The organism is Pseudonocardia lacus (genome assembly GCF_018531445.1).
Classification (GTDB): domain Bacteria; phylum Actinomycetota; class Actinomycetes; order Mycobacteriales; family Pseudonocardiaceae; genus Pseudonocardia; species Pseudonocardia lacus.
In genome coordinates this window covers 21,251-35,643 of the sequence record NZ_JAHDTH010000066.1, presented here as the reverse complement: position 1 = coordinate 35,643, position 14,393 = coordinate 21,251, and the positions used below count along the sequence as shown (strand labels likewise).

The 14,393-nt window shown below is 74.4% G+C and carries 15 protein-coding genes and 1 pseudogene; 9 read left to right on the top strand and 7 right to left on the bottom strand.

What is annotated here, in order from left to right; genetic code table 11:
- A pseudogene (locus KIK08_RS16150) lies at positions 1 to 170 on the top strand (IS110 family transposase); the annotation flags it as partial.
- Between the two features lie 8 nt (positions 171 to 178).
- Here the strand turns inward: KIK08_RS16150 and KIK08_RS16145 are convergent.
- The 6 genes from KIK08_RS16145 to KIK08_RS16120 all read right to left on the bottom strand — a co-directional run bounded on the left by KIK08_RS16145 (position 179) and on the right by KIK08_RS16120 (position 7,239).
- The gene (locus tag KIK08_RS16145) at positions 179 to 1,336 is read right to left on the bottom strand and encodes a dihydrodipicolinate synthase family protein (RefSeq protein WP_214403976.1); all 1,158 of its coding nucleotides are present in this window, start codon (positions 1,334 to 1,336) and stop codon (positions 179 to 181) included.
- Positions 1,333 to 2,484 (bottom strand): Gfo/Idh/MocA family protein, encoded by a 1,152-nt coding sequence (locus tag KIK08_RS16140; RefSeq protein ID WP_214403975.1) that lies wholly within the window; start codon positions 2,482 to 2,484, stop codon positions 1,333 to 1,335. The genes KIK08_RS16145 and KIK08_RS16140 overlap by 4 nt, the downstream gene beginning before the upstream one ends.
- Positions 2,481 to 3,902 (bottom strand): Gfo/Idh/MocA family protein, encoded by a 1,422-nt coding sequence (locus tag KIK08_RS16135; RefSeq protein ID WP_214403974.1) that lies wholly within the window; start codon positions 3,900 to 3,902, stop codon positions 2,481 to 2,483. The genes KIK08_RS16140 and KIK08_RS16135 overlap by 4 nt, the downstream gene beginning before the upstream one ends.
- A gap of 93 nt (positions 3,903 to 3,995) precedes the next feature.
- The gene (locus KIK08_RS16130; protein ID WP_214403973.1) at positions 3,996 to 5,327 is read right to left on the bottom strand and encodes an ABC transporter substrate-binding protein; all 1,332 of its coding nucleotides are present in this window, start codon (positions 5,325 to 5,327) and stop codon (positions 3,996 to 3,998) included.
- Between the two features lie 48 nt (positions 5,328 to 5,375).
- The gene (locus KIK08_RS16125; protein ID WP_214403972.1) at positions 5,376 to 6,263 is read right to left on the bottom strand and encodes a carbohydrate ABC transporter permease; all 888 of its coding nucleotides are present in this window, start codon (positions 6,261 to 6,263) and stop codon (positions 5,376 to 5,378) included.
- Positions 6,250 to 7,239, bottom strand: a complete 990-nt coding sequence (locus KIK08_RS16120; protein ID WP_214403971.1) for a carbohydrate ABC transporter permease — start codon at positions 7,237 to 7,239, stop codon at positions 6,250 to 6,252. Before KIK08_RS16120 ends, KIK08_RS16125 begins: the two co-directional genes overlap by 14 nt.
- Before the next feature lie 278 nt (positions 7,240 to 7,517).
- On the opposite strand from KIK08_RS16120, the gene KIK08_RS16115 reads away from it, so the two are divergent.
- From KIK08_RS16115 to KIK08_RS16100, 4 genes are read left to right on the top strand one after another with little or no spacing between them, the layout of a single operon-like run.
- Positions 7,518 to 8,714: a Gfo/Idh/MocA family protein gene (locus KIK08_RS16115; protein WP_214403970.1), complete on the top strand. Its 1,197-nt coding sequence runs from the start codon at positions 7,518 to 7,520 to the stop codon at positions 8,712 to 8,714.
- Entirely contained in the window at positions 8,707 to 9,591 is an 885-nt protein-coding gene (locus KIK08_RS16110; protein WP_214403969.1) for a DUF6807 domain-containing protein, read from the top strand. The genes KIK08_RS16115 and KIK08_RS16110 overlap by 8 nt, the downstream gene beginning before the upstream one ends.
- 59 nt (positions 9,592 to 9,650) lie before the next feature.
- On the top strand, positions 9,651 to 10,721 hold the full coding sequence (locus KIK08_RS16105) for a LacI family DNA-binding transcriptional regulator (protein WP_308257672.1): 1,071 nt from the start codon (positions 9,651 to 9,653) through the stop codon (positions 10,719 to 10,721).
- A 55-nt stretch (positions 10,722 to 10,776) separates the two neighbouring features.
- Entirely contained in the window at positions 10,777 to 11,598 is an 822-nt protein-coding gene (locus KIK08_RS16100; RefSeq protein ID WP_214403968.1) for a CBS domain-containing protein, read from the top strand.
- 38 nt (positions 11,599 to 11,636) lie between these two features.
- On the opposite strand, the gene KIK08_RS16095 is transcribed toward KIK08_RS16100, so the two are convergent.
- Complete coding sequence (locus KIK08_RS16095) at positions 11,637 to 12,008, bottom strand: VOC family protein (protein ID WP_214403967.1); 372 nt, start codon at positions 12,006 to 12,008, stop codon at positions 11,637 to 11,639.
- A gap of 83 nt (positions 12,009 to 12,091) precedes the next feature.
- Between KIK08_RS16095 and KIK08_RS16090 the strand changes: the two genes are divergently transcribed.
- The 4 genes from KIK08_RS16090 to KIK08_RS16075 all read left to right on the top strand — a co-directional run bounded on the left by KIK08_RS16090 (position 12,092) and on the right by KIK08_RS16075 (position 14,393).
- Positions 12,092 to 12,730, top strand: coding sequence for a PadR family transcriptional regulator (locus KIK08_RS16090; protein ID WP_214403966.1), 639 nt, complete (start codon positions 12,092 to 12,094; stop codon positions 12,728 to 12,730).
- A gap of 156 nt (positions 12,731 to 12,886) precedes the next feature.
- Entirely contained in the window at positions 12,887 to 13,318 is a 432-nt protein-coding gene (locus KIK08_RS16085; protein WP_214403965.1) for an SgcJ/EcaC family oxidoreductase, read from the top strand.
- Positions 13,315 to 13,899 carry an NAD(P)-dependent oxidoreductase gene (locus KIK08_RS16080; protein WP_214403964.1) on the top strand — a complete coding sequence of 195 codons (585 nt, stop codon included), beginning with the start codon at positions 13,315 to 13,317 and terminating at the stop codon, positions 13,897 to 13,899. The genes KIK08_RS16085 and KIK08_RS16080 overlap by 4 nt, the downstream gene beginning before the upstream one ends.
- A 59-nt stretch (positions 13,900 to 13,958) precedes the next feature.
- Complete coding sequence (locus KIK08_RS16075; protein WP_214403963.1) at positions 13,959 to 14,393, top strand: PPOX class F420-dependent oxidoreductase; 435 nt, start codon at positions 13,959 to 13,961, stop codon at positions 14,391 to 14,393.

Genomic DNA, 14,393 nt, shown 5'->3' with positions numbered 1-14,393 from the left:
CGATCCAACGCGACCCGCAATCCAAGACGTTCTACCGCCGCAAACGCGCCGAGGGCAAACGCCACCACCAAGCTCTCATCGCACTGGCCCGACGACGAGTCAACGTCCTGCACGCCATGCTGCGCACCAGAACCGAGTACCGAACCGACCACAGGCCGGCTGCCGCTTGACAACAGCATTAGGCAGCCACCCCCGCGACGGCCAGGACCGACCGCATCCGGGCGGCGGCCAGGTCGGGGTCGGGCAGCAGGCCGGCGGCGTCGGCCAGGCGCAGGACCTCGGCCAGGTGCGGGAGGCTGCGCGCGGTGGCCATGCCGCCGACCATCGCGAACGCCTCCTGGTGGCCGGCGAGCCAGGCCAGGAACACGATCCCGGTCTTGTAGTGCGGGGTCGGCGCGGCGAACAGGTGCCGCGACAGCGCCACCGTGGGGGCCAGTGCGCTGTCGTAGGCGGCCGTGTCGCCGCGGTCGAGGGCCTGCAGCGCGGTCGACGCGGCGGGGGCGATCGGGTCGAAGATGCCGAGCAGCGCGTGCGAGTGCGCGGTCGCGTCGCCGCGGACCAGCTCCGGGTAGTGGAAGTCGTCACCGGTGTAGAGCTTGACCCCGTCCGGCAGGGCCGCGCGCAGCCCCACCTCGTGGGCCCGGTCGAGCAGCGAGACCTTGATCCCGTCGACGGCGCCGGCGTGCTCGCGGACCAGCGCCAGCACGGCGGCGGTGGCCTCGGCGACGTCACGGGATCCCCAGTAGCCGGCCAGCTGCGGGTCGAACACCTCACCCAGCCAGTGCAGCAGCACCGGCGCCGACGCCTGCCCGATGACCCGGGTGTAGACCTTCGCGTAGTCGTCCGGTCCGGCGGCCAGGCGGGCCAGGTCGCGGCTGGCCATCAGCACGACTCCGGCCCCGGCGCCCTCCACGACCTCCAGCTGGGTAAGGTAGGCGCCGACCACGTCGTCGAGCGAGCGCAGCTCGGCGCCGGTGTCGGTGCCGACCCCGCACACCAGCCGGCCGCCCACGGCGCGCGCCTCGGCCGCCGAGCGGCGCACCAGCTCGGCGGTGGCCGACCAGTCCAGGCCCATGCCCCGCTGCGCGGTGTCCATCGCGTCGGCCACGCCCAGCCCCCACGACCACAGGTGGTGGCGGAAGGCCAGGGTGGCGTCCCAGTCCAGCACGGCCGGGGCGCCGGGGGTGTTGTCGGCGAGCGGGTCGGCGACCACGTGCGCCGCCGCGTACGCCGTGCGGGAGGTGATCGCGGCGGTCGGTCGGGTCCAGCGCCCCGGCGCGCCCAGGACGTGCTGGTGCAGCGAGCCGTCGGCGCCGGGCAGCAGGAGACGGCTCACGCCCGCACCTCCGGCACCTCGAAGCGCCTGCCCTCCGCGGACGAGCGCAGGCCCAGCTCGGCGAGCTGGACGCCGCGGGCGCCGGCCAGGAAGTCGTAGGGGTGCTCGCCGCCCTCGACGACGTGGCGCAGGAACTGCTCCCACTGCACCCGGAACCCGTTGCCCAGCTCGGCGTTGTCGGGCACCGGCTGCCACTGCTCGCGGAAGCGCTCGGTCGCCGGGAGGTCGGGGTTCCACACCGGCATCGGCGTGGTGGCGCGGTGCTGCACGCGGCACTCGCGCAGGCCGGCGACCGCGCTGCCCTCGGTGCCGTCGACCTGGAACTCCACCAGCTCGTCGCGGAACACCCGCACGCACCACGAGGAGTTGATCTGCGCGACGACCCCGTCGGGCAGCTCGAAGATCCCGTAGGCGGCGTCGTCGGCGGTGGCGGCGTAGCGCTCGCCCTGCTCGTCGACGCGCTCGGGGACGTGCGTGACCGCCCGCGCCGTCACCGCCCGCACCGGTCCGAACAGGCTCTCCAGCACGTAGGACCAGTGGCAGAACATGTCCATGACGATCCCGCCGCCGTCGGCGCTGCGGTAGTTCCAGCTGGGGCGCTGTGCGGGTTGCCAGTCGCCCTCGAACACCCAGTACCCGAACTCGCCGCGCACCGACAGCACCCGGCCGAAGAAGCCGGCGTCGAGCAGCCTGCGCAGCTTCACCAGGCCGGGCAGGTAGACCTTGTCGGCCACCACGCCGGTGCGCACACCGGCCTCGGCGGCCAGCCGGGCCAGGGTCAGCGCGCCCTCCAGCGACTCGGCCAGCGGCTTCTCGGTGTAGACGTGCTTGCCCGCGGCGATGGCCGCGGTGATGGCCTTCTCCCGGGCCGAGGTGACCTGGGAGTCGAAGTAGACCTGGGCGGCCGGGTCGGCCAGCGCCTCGTCGAGGTCGGTGGTCCACCGCTCGACGCCGTGCCGGTCGGCGATCTCGCCGACCCGCGCCGCGCTGCGCCCGACCAGCACCGGCTCGACCGGCAACCGGCTGCCGTCGGACAGCAGCAGGCCGCCGTCGTCGCGGATGGCCAGCACGGAACGCAGCAGGTGCTGGCGGTACCCCATCCGGCCGGTGACGCCGTTCATCACGATGCGCAGCGGGCGCGCGCTCATGGGCTGTTCCTCCGCGGTGTGGTCGGTGTGATCGGTGTGATCGGTGTGGCCGGGTGCTGGGCGGGTGCGCCGAGCAGGGCGGCGATGTCGACAGGCAGCCCCGTCGCCAGCGACTCGTTGGCCGCGATGCCCACGGCGACCGCGTGGACGCCGTCGCGCCAGCCGGCGCGCCTGCCCAGCGGGTCGGCCGGCCGGTCGGGCCGGAACAGGTCGTCGAGCAGCAGGGCGTCGCCCCCGCCGTGCGCGCCCGCCCCCTCGGCGACCGGTACCCGGCGGGCGGGTACCCAGTGCCGCTGCACGACCAGCTCGGTGCCGGGGCGCCGAGCCGGGCCGGCGCCACCGGCGTCGGGGTGCGCGCTCGGGTCGACCGCGTCGCGGTCGCCGGCCCGTGGCCGGTGCACCTCCGCGCGCTCGACGACGGCCAGCTCGATCCGACCCCCGGTGCCGTTGATCGACACCCGGTAGCCCTCCCACGGCGCGTGCGCGTTGAGCGAGTAGCTCAGGGTGGGCCCGCCGCGGTAGCCGACGAGCACCGCCATGTTGTCCTCGATCGAGATGCCCTCGCCGAACACGTCGCGGTCGCGCAGGTAGCCGTCGTCGGCCTCGGCGTCGAGGTAGAGCCGGCGCAGCCGCGGGTCGGCGGCCAGGTCGAGGCCGAACGGGTCGTCGGCCAGAGCGGGGTCGCCGTGGCTGCGCGGGGGGCGGCCGCCGACCCCCCGCGCGGCGGCCGCCCGGGCCCCGTAGAAGCGCAGCCCGCCCATCGCCACGACGCGCTCGGGCACGTCGTCCAGCCACCAGTCGACCAGGTCGAAGTGGTGGCTGGACTTGTGCACGAGCAGGCCACCGGAACTGGCCTTGTCGCGGTGCCAGCGGCGGAAGTAGTCGGCGCCGTGCACCGTGTCGAGTACCCACTCGAAGTGCACGGAGGTGACCGCGCCGATCTCCCCGGCGGCGAGCAGCTCGCGGACCGCGGCGTTGCGCGGGGAGTAGCGGTAGTTGAACGTGACGACCACCTCCGCGTCGGCGGCCGCGACCGCCTCGGCGATCCGCCGGCAGCCCTCCGCGGTGGTGGTGAGCGGCTTCTCGCAGATCACCGCGGCCCCCGCGGCGAGCGCTGCGCTGACGTACCCGGCGTGGGTGGCGTCCACGCTGGTCACGACGACGCCGTCCGGGCGCTGCTCGGCGAGCAGGTCGGCGAACCGCGACGGCGGGTACTGCGCGAGGTCGGGCGCACCCGGCCGGGCCGCCCGGTGCCGGTCCTGGTGGTAGGCCATCCGGGTCGGGTTCGGGTCGCACAGGGCCACCAGCTCGCCCACGTCGGCGTGGCTGCCCAGCAGCGCGTCGACGTACATCTGCGCCCGGTGCCCGGTGCCGACGACGGCGTAGCGCCTGCGCGGGGTGGTCACCGGCGGACTCATGCAGCTCTCCTCGGGGTGGGGACGGCGGGCGGTGCGGGAGGGGTCGCACCGCCCGCCGCGTCTGCTGCGCCGATGCTGAGCTCGCGAGCTCGCTCAGGCGGTCGCCGCGTCCAGCTCGCTCATGAACCGGTCGGCGGCCTCATCGACGGTCAGCTGGTCGAACAGCACCTGCTCGTGCAGCTGCTGCAGGATCCGCTGCACCTCGCCCGCGCCCTGCGGCGGCAGGCCCGGCGGCTCGGCCAGCGACGGGGTGATCTCCTCGACGAACGCCGCGGAGCGCTGGTCGGCCGGCTTGAGCTTGGGCACGATCTGCTCGCGCAGCGCGGTGTTGATCGGCAGGCCGCGGTCGCTGAGCGCGAGCTCGGCCGCCTCCGGCGAGTTGATGAGGTAGTCGATGAACTTCGCCGCCGCCTCCGGGTGCTCGCTGCGCGAGGAGATCGACCAGAACATCGCGGGCTTCAGGTACATCCCGGCCTGCGGCGACTCGCCGGGCCAGCGCAGCAGCTCCATGTCCTGGCCGGTGGCCGAGCTGATCGCGGGCAGCTGGTTGGTCCACCAGCTGCCGAGCGCGGCCCGGCCGTTCGCCGTCAGCGACCCGTCGACGCCGCCGGCCTGCGACTCCACGCTGATCGACGGCGGCGAGGTCCCGCCGGAGTCGCGCAGCGCGAGCATCGTGTTCCACCAGTCGACCACGGTCTGGCGGGTGAAGCCGACGTCGCCCGACTCGTCGAACAGCGCCTCGCCGCGCTGGCGGGCGAAGATCTCCAGGCTGGTCTCGTTGAACCCCAGGTCCTGCACGCCGAACACCTGACCGCCGCCCGCGGCGCTGACCTGGCCGGCGACCTGCACCATCTGGTCCCAGGTCCAGGTGGTGTCGTCGGGCACCGCGACGCCGGTGTCGGCGAACAGCTTGGGGTTGGCCAGCAGCGCGAACGCGTTCACCCCGGTCGGGATGGCGTAGCTGGTGCCGTCGAGCTGGCCCGTCTTGAGCATCGGCTCGTCGAGCTGCGCGGTGTCGATGACGCCCGGCATGAACTCGGTCAGGTCGGCGAGCGCGCCGCGCTCGGCGTACTCGGCCACGTAGCGGGTGTCCTGCTGCATGACGTCGGGCGCGTCGCCGCCCGCGGTCGCGGTGGCCAGCCGGTCCCAGTAGTCGTCGAAGCCGCTGAACTCGGCCTCGATGGTGACCCCGGGGTTGGCCGCCTGGTACTGCTCGATCAGTTGCTGCGTGTACTGGTGGCGGCTGTCGCTGCCCCACCAGTAGAAGCGCAGGGTGACCGGCCCGTCGTCGGCGCCGGACGCCGCCGGAGCGCCGCCACCACCGCCGCACGCGGCGGCGGTCATGACCAGGCTCAGCGCTGCGGCGACGAGGACGCGGCGCAACCGGGGCGCCGGGCGCCCGGGTGCGGGGGGTGGTGCTGCCACGGTGCAGTTCCCTTCAGGATGGGCGAGCGATGAGCGGGCACGGCCGGGTCACTTGAGCCCCGTCGTGGCGATGCCCCGGACGAGGTAGCGCTGACCGGCGAGGAAGAACCCGAAGATCGGGCCGAGCGAGACGATCGACATCGCGAAGACCGGGCCCCACGGCGTCTGGGTGTTGGAGTCCACGAAGGTCCGCAGGGCGACCGGGACGGTGTAGAGGTCGGGGTCGGCCAGGAAGATCAGCTGGCTGAAGAAGTCGTTCCAGGTCCAGATGAAGGTGAAGATCGCCGTCGTGGCCAGGGCCGGCGTCGACATCGGGATGATCATCCGCCAGAAGATGCCGAAGTGCCCGCAGCCGTCGATCCGGGCCGCCTCGTCGAGCTCCTTCGGGATGCCGCGGATGAACTGCACCATCAGGAAGATGAAGAACGCGTCGGTGGCCAGCAGCTTCGGCACGATCAGCGGCCAGAACGTGTTGATCCAGTCGAGCTGGGCGAACAGCACGTACTGCGGCACGATCACCACGTGGATCGGCAGCATGATCGTGCCGAGCATGACCGCGAACCAGAACCGCTTGAGCCGGAACTCCAACCGGGCGAACGCGTAGGCGGCCAGTGAGCAGGCCAGCAGGTTCCCGATGATCGAGCCGCCGACGACGATCAGCGAGTTGACGATGTAGATGTGGAACGGCTGGGGCAGCGCGGTCCAGCCCTCGACGTAGTTGTCGGTGGAGAAGTTGTCCGACCACAGCCCGGGCTGGGTGAAGATCTCCTCGGTGGGCTTGAACGAGCTGCTCAGCATCCAGATGAGCGGGTAGAGCATGAGCAGCCCGAACAGGATCAGGAACAGGTGGGCCAGCAGCCGGGGGCGCCTGCCCAGCCGGGCCGGGCCGCGCGGGGGATCCAGGTCCGGCCCGAGGGCCGGTTCAGTCGTCGCCATAGAACACCCAGAACCTCGAGACCAGGAAGTTGGCCGCGGTCAGCACGCCGACGATGAGCAGCAGCACCCAGGCCAGCGCGGAGGCGTAGCCCATGTCGAAGTTGCCGAAGCCGCGCAGGTACAGGTAGAGCGTGTAGAACAGGGTCGAGTCGGCCGGGCTGCCGCGGCCGCTGCTGATCACGAACGCCTGGGTGAACGACTGGAACGAGCCGATCAGCTGCAGCACCAGGTTGAAGAAGATGATCGGGCTGAGCAGCGGCAGCGTGATGGAGGCGAACCGGCGCAGCGCGCCGGCGCCGTCGATCGCCGCGGCTTCGTAGTACATCTGCGGGATCTGCCGCAGCCCGGCCAGGAAGATCACCATCGGCGAGCCGAACGTCCAGACGTTCAGGATGATGATCGTGCCCAGCGCGTAGTCCGGGTCGGACACCCAGCCGGGCAGGTCGGTGAAGCCCAGGTTCTCCAGCGCCGCGTTGACCAGCCCCTCGGCCCCGAACATCTGCCGCCACAGCACCGCGACGGCGACGCTCGCGCCGAGCAGCGAGGGCAGGTAGTACACCGAGCGGTAGATCGCCAGCCCGCGCAGGCCCTTGTCCAGCGCCAGTGCGAGCGCCAGCGCGAAGGCCAGCTGCAGCGGCACCGAGATGAACACGTAGATGAACGTGACCTCGAGCGACTGGTAGAACCGCGGGTCGGCGACCATCCGCGCGTAGTTGTCCAGGCCGGTCCACTCCGGCGGCGCGAGCAGGCTGTAGTCGGTGAACGACAGGTAGAGCGAGCCCAGGATCGGGCCCACGGTGATCAGGGCGAGCCCGAGGAACCACGGGGCCAGGAACAGGAAGGCCACCTTGCGCTCGCCCACCTGGGGCAGCCGCGGGCGGCGGCGCCCGCTCCGGGTGGTCGGCGCGACCTCCCGCGGCGGCGGGTGCGTGGGCGCCGCGGCCCGGGTCCGGGTCTCGTCACTGAGCTCGGTCATCGTCACCTCTCGCCCGGGTCGGGACCTCGGGTGCGGTAGCGGGAGGGGCGGGTAAGCGCTTTCTAGCGAAGCCGGACAGGGACCGCCTTGTCAACAGCCCGCGAGTCGTGGTGATCATCTGCACCGACGGTGTCGATGGTTTGCACGGGCACTGACCAGCAGTTATTCCGGGCAGGTCACGATCCGGAATACGGACCGCGTCCGGACCGGCCGTTGGCAAACGCTTTCCCGATCGGTACCGTCCCGGCCGGACGCCCCGTCGAGGAGGACCGCAGCGCATGCCCCCGCCCCACCCGTCCCCCGCCCCGGTGCTGCTGGTCGGGGCGCACGGCCACGGCCGCTGGCACCTGCGCAACCTCGACCGCCTGCGCCGCGCAGGCGCCCCCGTGCGGCTGGCCGGCGTCTGCGAGCCGCGCCCGCTGGAGGCCGAGCAGCGCGCGCTGGTCGACGCCGCGGGCGAGGTGCCCACCGGCGCGGAGCTGGCCGAGCTGCTGGAGCGGGTCCGGCCCGAGGTCACCGTCGTGTGCACCCCGATCCCGACGCACGTCGACATCGCGCTGGCCGCCGCCCGCGCCGGCTCGCACGTGCTGCTGGAGAAGCCGCCCGCGCCGAGCCGGGCGGAGTTCGCCCGGCTGGTCCACGGCGTCGCCGCCACCGGTCGGGCCTGCCAGGTGGGCTTCCAGAGCCTCGGCTCGGCCGCCGTCGGGCACGTGCGCGACCTGGTGGCCGCCGGCGCGATCGGCGACGTCGTGGGCATCGGCGCCGCCGGGGCCTGGGTGCGCGACCACGCGTACTGGAACCGCTCGCCCTGGGCCGGCAAGCGCAGGCTCGACGGCGTCGACGTCGTCGACGGCGCGCTGACCAACCCCTTCGCGCACGCGACCGCCACCGCGCTCGCCCTCGACGGGTCCGGCGCCGAGCGGCCCCGCGACGTGCGCGTCGAGCTGTACCGGGCCAACCCGATCGAGGCCGACGACACGGCGTGCCTGCGGCTGACCACGGCCCGCGGCACGCCGGTCGTCGTCGCGGTCACGCTCTGCGCGCAGCGCCACCACGAGCCCTCCGTCGTCGTGCACGGCACCCGGGGGCGGATCGCGCTGGACTACAAGAGCGACCGCGTCCGCCTCGACGATCGCGGTGCACGCGGCGCGGTCGTCACCGAGCACCCCGCGACCGACCTGCTGGAGAACCTGGTCGCGCACACCCGCGACCCGGCCGTGCCGCTGCTGGTGCCGCTGCCGGCCACCACCGCGTTCACCGAGGTCGTCGAGGCGGTCCGGGTGGCGCCCGAGCCGCGCCCGATCGCGCAGGTGCACCTCCGCGTCGACACGACGGGCCCGCACCCGCGCGCGGTCGTGCCCGGGATCGACACCGCGGTCGAGCGGGCGGCCGCGGAGCTGGCGCTGTTCTCCGAGCTCGACCTGCCCTGGGCGACCCCGACCGCGGCCGAGCTGATCGAGGTGCCCCGTGGCTGAGCTGGCCGAGCTGCGGGTGCGCGGGCGCGTCGTGGCGACCCACGTCGACGGCGCCGAACTCGACGCCGTCCTCGCGCCCCGCCCGCACCTGCACCCGGTGCGCACGCTGGGCGGGCGGGTCGTCAGCGACGCCGTGCCCGCCGACCACCGCTGGCACCTCGGCGTCGGGGTCGGCGTGCAGGACGTGGACGGGGGCAACTTCTGGGGCGGGCGCACCTACGTGCGCGGGCAGGGCTACACGTGGCGCGACGACCACGGCCGGATCGAGCACGACGGCTTCGACGCCCGCGACGACGGCGGGTTCGTCGAGCGGCTGCGCTGGGTGGGCGCCGAGGGCGGCGTCCCGCTGCGCGAGCGGCGCACGGTCTGCGCCCGGAGCCCGGCGGACCCCGGCGTCGACGGCTGGGAGCTGGAGCTGGTCACCGAGCTCACCAACGCCACCGACCGCCCGGTGCGCCTGGGCAGCCCGGCCACCAACGGGCGCACCGGCGCCGGGTACGGGGGGCTGTTCTGGCGGCTCCCCCCGGCCACCGAGCCGCGGGTGAGGGCGGGCGACGCCGTCGGTGAGGCGGCGGTGCACGGGCTGGTCGCGCCCTGGCTGGCCTGGACCGAGCACGGCCCCGACCCGTTCACCCTGGCGCTGGTCGCCACCGACGCGGCGACCGCGGCCGACCCGTGGTTCGTGCGGGTGGCGGGCTACCCCGGGATCGGCTCCCAGCTGGCCGCCGAGGACCCCGTCCGGGTGCCGCCCGGAGGTACGGTCAGGCGCGGGTGGCGCGCCCTGGTGGCCGATGGATCACTCGACCGGGCAGCGGTGTCGCGGTGGGCGCGGGCGCACCGCCCGGAGGCCGTCGGCGTGCCATACCCTCCGCGGTGAACGAGGTCGACCGGCCCGGCGGCCGGGCGGGCGGCCGCAGCGGCGGGGAAGGGGGATCCGTGGCCGAGCCGTCCGCCTCCTCCCCCGCGGCCGACCCGTCCCCGCGCCGCGGCCCGGTGCGGCTGGCCGAGGTCGCCGCCGCGGCCGGGGTGTCGCTGGCGACCGCGTCCCGGGTGCTCAACGGCAGCCACCGCTCGGTCGGCGAGCCGCACCGCGGCCGGGTGCTGGCCGCCGCCGGCGAGCTGGGCTACCGCGCCAACCCGCACGCGCAGGCGATCGCGCGCGGCGCCAGCAACATCGTCGGGCTGGTCGTGCACGACATCTCCGACCCGTACTTCTCCGCGATCGCCGACGGCGTCATGCGCCAGTGCGAGCAGCGCGGGCTGGTCGTGGTGATGGCCAGCACCCGCCGCGACCCGGAGCGCGAGCTCGACTACGTGGCCACCCTGCGCGCTCAGCGCGCCCGCGCCGTGATCATCGTGGGCAGCCGGACCCGCAGCCGCGAGCTGACCGCCCGGCTGGCCAAGGAGCTGGCCGGGTTCACCGAGTCGGGCGGGCGGGTCGCCTGCATCAGCCAGAACCGGCTGGGCACGCACACGGTGCTGGTGCAGAACCGCGCGGGGGCGCGCGAGCTCGCCCGCGAGCTGGCCGGCCTGGGCCACCGCAGGCTCGCCGTGCTGACCGGACCACCGGAGCTCCTCACCGCCCGCGACCGGCACGCCGGCTTCGTCGAGGGCCTGCGCGACGCCGGCGTGCCCGACGCGGCCGTGCGCACCGTGCCCGGCTCGTTCACCCGCGACGGGGGCTACGCGGCCGCGGCCGAACTGGTCGCCACCGGCCTCGACGTGAGCTGCGTGTTCGCCGTGAACGACGTGATGGCCGTCGGGGCGATGGCGGCCTTCCGCGACCACGGGCTGGTCATCCCCCAGGACGTGTCGGTGGCCGGCTTCGACGACATCCGCACCCTGCGCGACCTCGTGCCCTCGCTGACCACGGTCGGGCTGCCGCTGGAGGAGATGGGCGAGCGGGCGGCCGCGCTGGCCCTGGACACCGAACCCGGCGAGCGGGCGCGCACCGTGCGGGTGCGCGGCGAGGTGGTGCTGCGCGACAGCACGCGACGGGTGCACTGAGGAGGGCCCACGCGGACGGCGACCGAACCGCATCACGCGTATTAACGTTCCGTGCATGCCGCTGCACGCTCGCGACGTCATGACCACCCGGGTGACCACCGCCCGGCCGGAGGACGACCTGGTCCGCACGGTGCACCGGATGAAGGAGCTGGGCTACAGCTCGCTCCCGGTCGTCGACGCGCGGTTCAGACCGGTCGGGATCATCAGCCTGCTCGACGTGCTGCGCCACCGCGAGGTCGGTGGCGAGGACTCCGCCGACGTCGGCGCGGTGATGAACCCCGACGTGCTGACCATGCCCCCGGGCGCGAGCCTGGCCCTGGTCGCCCACCGCATGCGCACCTACGGCGAGCTGCGGGTGATGCCCATCGTGCAGCGCGGGGTGCTGGTCGGCGTGGTCACCCGCAGCGACCTGCTGCGCGCCCGCGACCGCCCCGGCACGCTCACCCGGCTGGCAGACCGGCTGCGCGGCGCCCGACCGGCCGAGACGGCCCCGCCCCGGCGCAGCACGGCCCGCCCCGACGCCGCCCACGTCCGCGACGCCATGACCACCGACGTCACCACGGCCACCGCGACCGACCCCGCGGAGGACGCCGCGGCCCGGCTGGTCGCCCAGCGGCTCACCGCCATGCCCGTCATCGACGACGACGGCAAGCTCGTCGGCCTGGTCAGCGAGGCCGATCTGCTGGGCGACGAGCCGCTGTCGCGGCGCACCGGGCGCACGGTGGGCGCGGTCATGACGCGCGACGTCGTCACCCTCGACCCGGACGACACCATCGGGCACGCCCGCCTGCTGGTCGCCGAGCACGGCCTGCGGATCGTCCCGGTCGTCACCGACGGCACCCTGGTCGGGGTGCTGAGCCGCACCGACCTGGTCTGACGACCGGCGGCGCGCTCCGCATCCGCCGGTCGCCCATCTCAGGCCGCGGTGGGCCGGAAGCAGCAGAACTCGTTGCCCTCCGGGTCGGCCAGCACGTCCCAGGCGATGTCGTCGCCTCGCCGGCGCAGCAGCGTCGCTCCCGCGGCGACCAGCGCGTCGGTGTCGCCGACGACGTCGAGGTGCATGCGGTTCTTGACCGCCTTCGGCTCGGGCACCGGGACGATCCAGATCGCCGGGGCCGTTCCGGTCGGGTCGACGATCAGCACGGGGTCCTCGCGCGGCCGGGTCGAGGGGTCCGGGTGGAGCTCCGCCCAGCGCCGGTAGCCCATCACCGCGCACCACCAGTCGGCGAGCGCCTGGTGGTCCGTCGCGTCGAGGCAGAGGTCCTTGAACCTGGCGATCGGGGTCATGTGGTCACCTTCGCACTTGCGGCTCATTAGTGCAGCGCGCCATACTGCATCTCGCACTAAGGGCCGGGTCGAGGAGGTGGGTCGTGGAGCTGCACCGGTCCGACCGCGACCTGCCCGCGTTGACCGTGCTCGCCCTGCTGCTCACCGGGCCGCGCCACGCCTACGAGATGCACCGGCTGATCCTCGACACCCACAAGGACTTCGTCACCGGCCTGCCGCGCAGCATGTACCACGCCGTCGACCGGCTCCTGCGCGACGGGCTCATCGAGGTGCACGACGTCCGGCGCGAGGGCCCGCGCCCCGAGCGCACCGTCTACGCGCTCACCGACGCCGGCCGGGCCGCGCTGACCGAGCGGGTGGGCCGGCTGCTCGCCGTCCCGGACGCCGACGCCACCCTGCTCGTCGCCGCGCTGTCGTTCGTCGGCGCGCTGGCCCGCCAGCAGGCGCTGATCGCGCTGCGCGCCCGGCTGGACGCGCTGGACGCGCGGCTGCACGGGCTCGCCGAGGGCCTGGCCACCGTGCCGGCGGCCGTGCCGCGGCTGCTGCTGGTGGAGAGCGAGTTCGAGCGGGCCCGGCTGGAGGCCGAGCGCGCGTGGGTGGCGGCGTTCGCCGACGACGTCGAGGCCGGGTCGCTGGCCTGGCCCGGGGAGGACGACGCCGCCTTCGCCGGCCTGGCCGACCTGCTGCCCGCCGGACCGGACGGGGAGCCGCAGATGGGCTGACCCCAGCATCGCGACGATGCAGTGGTCCGGGAGGGGCGCGCCAACGCCCCTCCCGGACCCGAGACCCGCACGACCGACGCCGCGCGCGCTCCCGGAACAGCACCGCTGAGCGTACGCGCAGTGTCGCGCCCTTTCCCGCTCACACGGAGGACACCCATGTCCGCAGCACCATCCGCCGCCGCCGAGGCCGCGGTCCTGGCCACCCTGGCCCGCGTCACCGGGGCCTGGAACGCCGGCGACGCCACCGCCTACGGCGCCGAGTTCACCCCCGACGCCACCTACGTCACCTTCGACGGGCACGTGCTCGTCGGGCGCGACGCGATCGTCGACGTCCACCGCTGGTTGTTCGACGGCCCGCTCAAGGGCTCCACGATGGGCGCCACATCGACCGGTGGGGACTCCCCCACCGTGCGGTTCCTGCGCCCGGACGTCGCGCACGTCCTGACCGCGGGCGCCGTGCGCCCGGCCGAGCTGGTGGAGACCACCCCCGACCGCGACTCGGTCCCGTCGTTCGTCCTGGTCGACGACGGCGACGGCTGGCGGGTCACCGCGTTCCACAACACCCGCCGCCAGGCGGTGGCGCGATGAGGCTGCTGGTCGTCGGGGCCGCCGGGCGCACCGGGCGCCTCGTGGTCGAGCAGGCCGCGGCGCGCGGCCACGAGGTCACCGCCCTGGCCCGGCGGGAGGTGCCCGGCGCGCACGCCACCGTCGTCGGCGACGCCACCGACCCGGCCGTCCTGGGCGAGGCTGTGCCCGGCCGCGACGCCGTGCTGATGGCCGTGGGGTCGAGCGCGATCGTGCGCGCCCTGGTGCCGGTGATGACCGCGGCCGGGGTGCGCAGGCTGGTCATGACGAGCAGCCGCTCGGTGGTGGCCACCCGGCCGAAGCTGCTGCTCGACCTGGTCTGGTGGCGCTTCCGAGGGCCCTACGCCGACCTCGCGCGGGCCGAGGGGATGCTCGAGGGCGGGCCCCTGGACTGGAGCGTCGTGCGCGCGACCATGCTCGCCGACGGCCCGGCGCGCGGCCGGGTGCACACCGACTTCGAGGCCGACGCCACCGGCGGCGACTGGCGGCTCACCCGCGCCGACTACGCCGCGACCCTGCTCGACGTCGCCGAGGACTCCGCGATGGTCCGCCGGGCCGTCGGCGTCGGCGGCCCGAGGGGCTGAGGTCGGCTCCCCGCCGCGGGCTCCGGAATTCGGCGCCCGCGGCGGGGGTTGGGCCGGACATGACGACCGCCACACAGTTCGACCCGCACGCCCTGCTCGCCGAGAGCCGGCTGGGCGTCCTGGCCACGATCCGCTCCGACGGCCGCCCCCAGCTCTCCCCCGTCACCCCGTTCTACGACCGCGACGCCGGCAAGATCTACGTCTCGATGACCGAGGGCCGGGCCAAGACGGCCAACCTGCGCCGCGACCCGCGCGCCGCGCTGGAGGTCACCAGCGCCGACGGCTGGGCCTGGGCCACCGCCGACGGCACGGTCGAGCTCACCGGACCGGGCACCGACCCCGACGGCCCGGAGGTGCAGGCCCTCGTCGACTACTACCGGGCCGCCGCCGGCGAGCACCCCGACTGGGACGACTACCGCTCGGTCATGGTCTCCGACCGGCGGGTGCTGATGGTGCTGACCGTCGAGAACGTCTACGGCGCGAAGATCCGCTGA

What these genes read in the sequence shown, in the direction of transcription:
- KIK08_RS16140 (WP_214403975.1), bottom strand. Translation starts at nt 2,484, where the DNA reads ATGAGCGCGCGCCCGCTGCGCATCGTGATGAACGGCGTCACCGGCCGG.
- KIK08_RS16135 (WP_214403974.1), bottom strand. Translation starts at nt 3,902, where the DNA reads ATGAGTCCGCCGGTGACCACCCCGCGCAGGCGCTACGCCGTCGTCGGC.
- KIK08_RS16125 (WP_214403972.1), bottom strand. Translation starts at nt 6,263, where the DNA reads ATGGCGACGACTGAACCGGCCCTCGGGCCGGACCTGGATCCCCCGCGC.
- KIK08_RS16120 (WP_214403971.1), bottom strand. Translation starts at nt 7,239, where the DNA reads ATGACCGAGCTCAGTGACGAGACCCGGACCCGGGCCGCGGCGCCCACG.
- KIK08_RS16115 (WP_214403970.1), top strand. Translation starts at nt 7,518, where the DNA reads ATGCCCCCGCCCCACCCGTCCCCCGCCCCGGTGCTGCTGGTCGGGGCG.
- KIK08_RS16100 (WP_214403968.1), top strand. Translation starts at nt 10,777, where the DNA reads ATGCCGCTGCACGCTCGCGACGTCATGACCACCCGGGTGACCACCGCC.
- KIK08_RS16095 (WP_214403967.1), bottom strand. Translation starts at nt 12,008, where the DNA reads ATGACCCCGATCGCCAGGTTCAAGGACCTCTGCCTCGACGCGACGGAC.
- KIK08_RS16085 (WP_214403965.1), top strand. Translation starts at nt 12,887, where the DNA reads ATGTCCGCAGCACCATCCGCCGCCGCCGAGGCCGCGGTCCTGGCCACC.
- KIK08_RS16080 (WP_214403964.1), top strand. Translation starts at nt 13,315, where the DNA reads ATGAGGCTGCTGGTCGTCGGGGCCGCCGGGCGCACCGGGCGCCTCGTG.
- KIK08_RS16075 (WP_214403963.1), top strand. Translation starts at nt 13,959, where the DNA reads ATGACGACCGCCACACAGTTCGACCCGCACGCCCTGCTCGCCGAGAGC.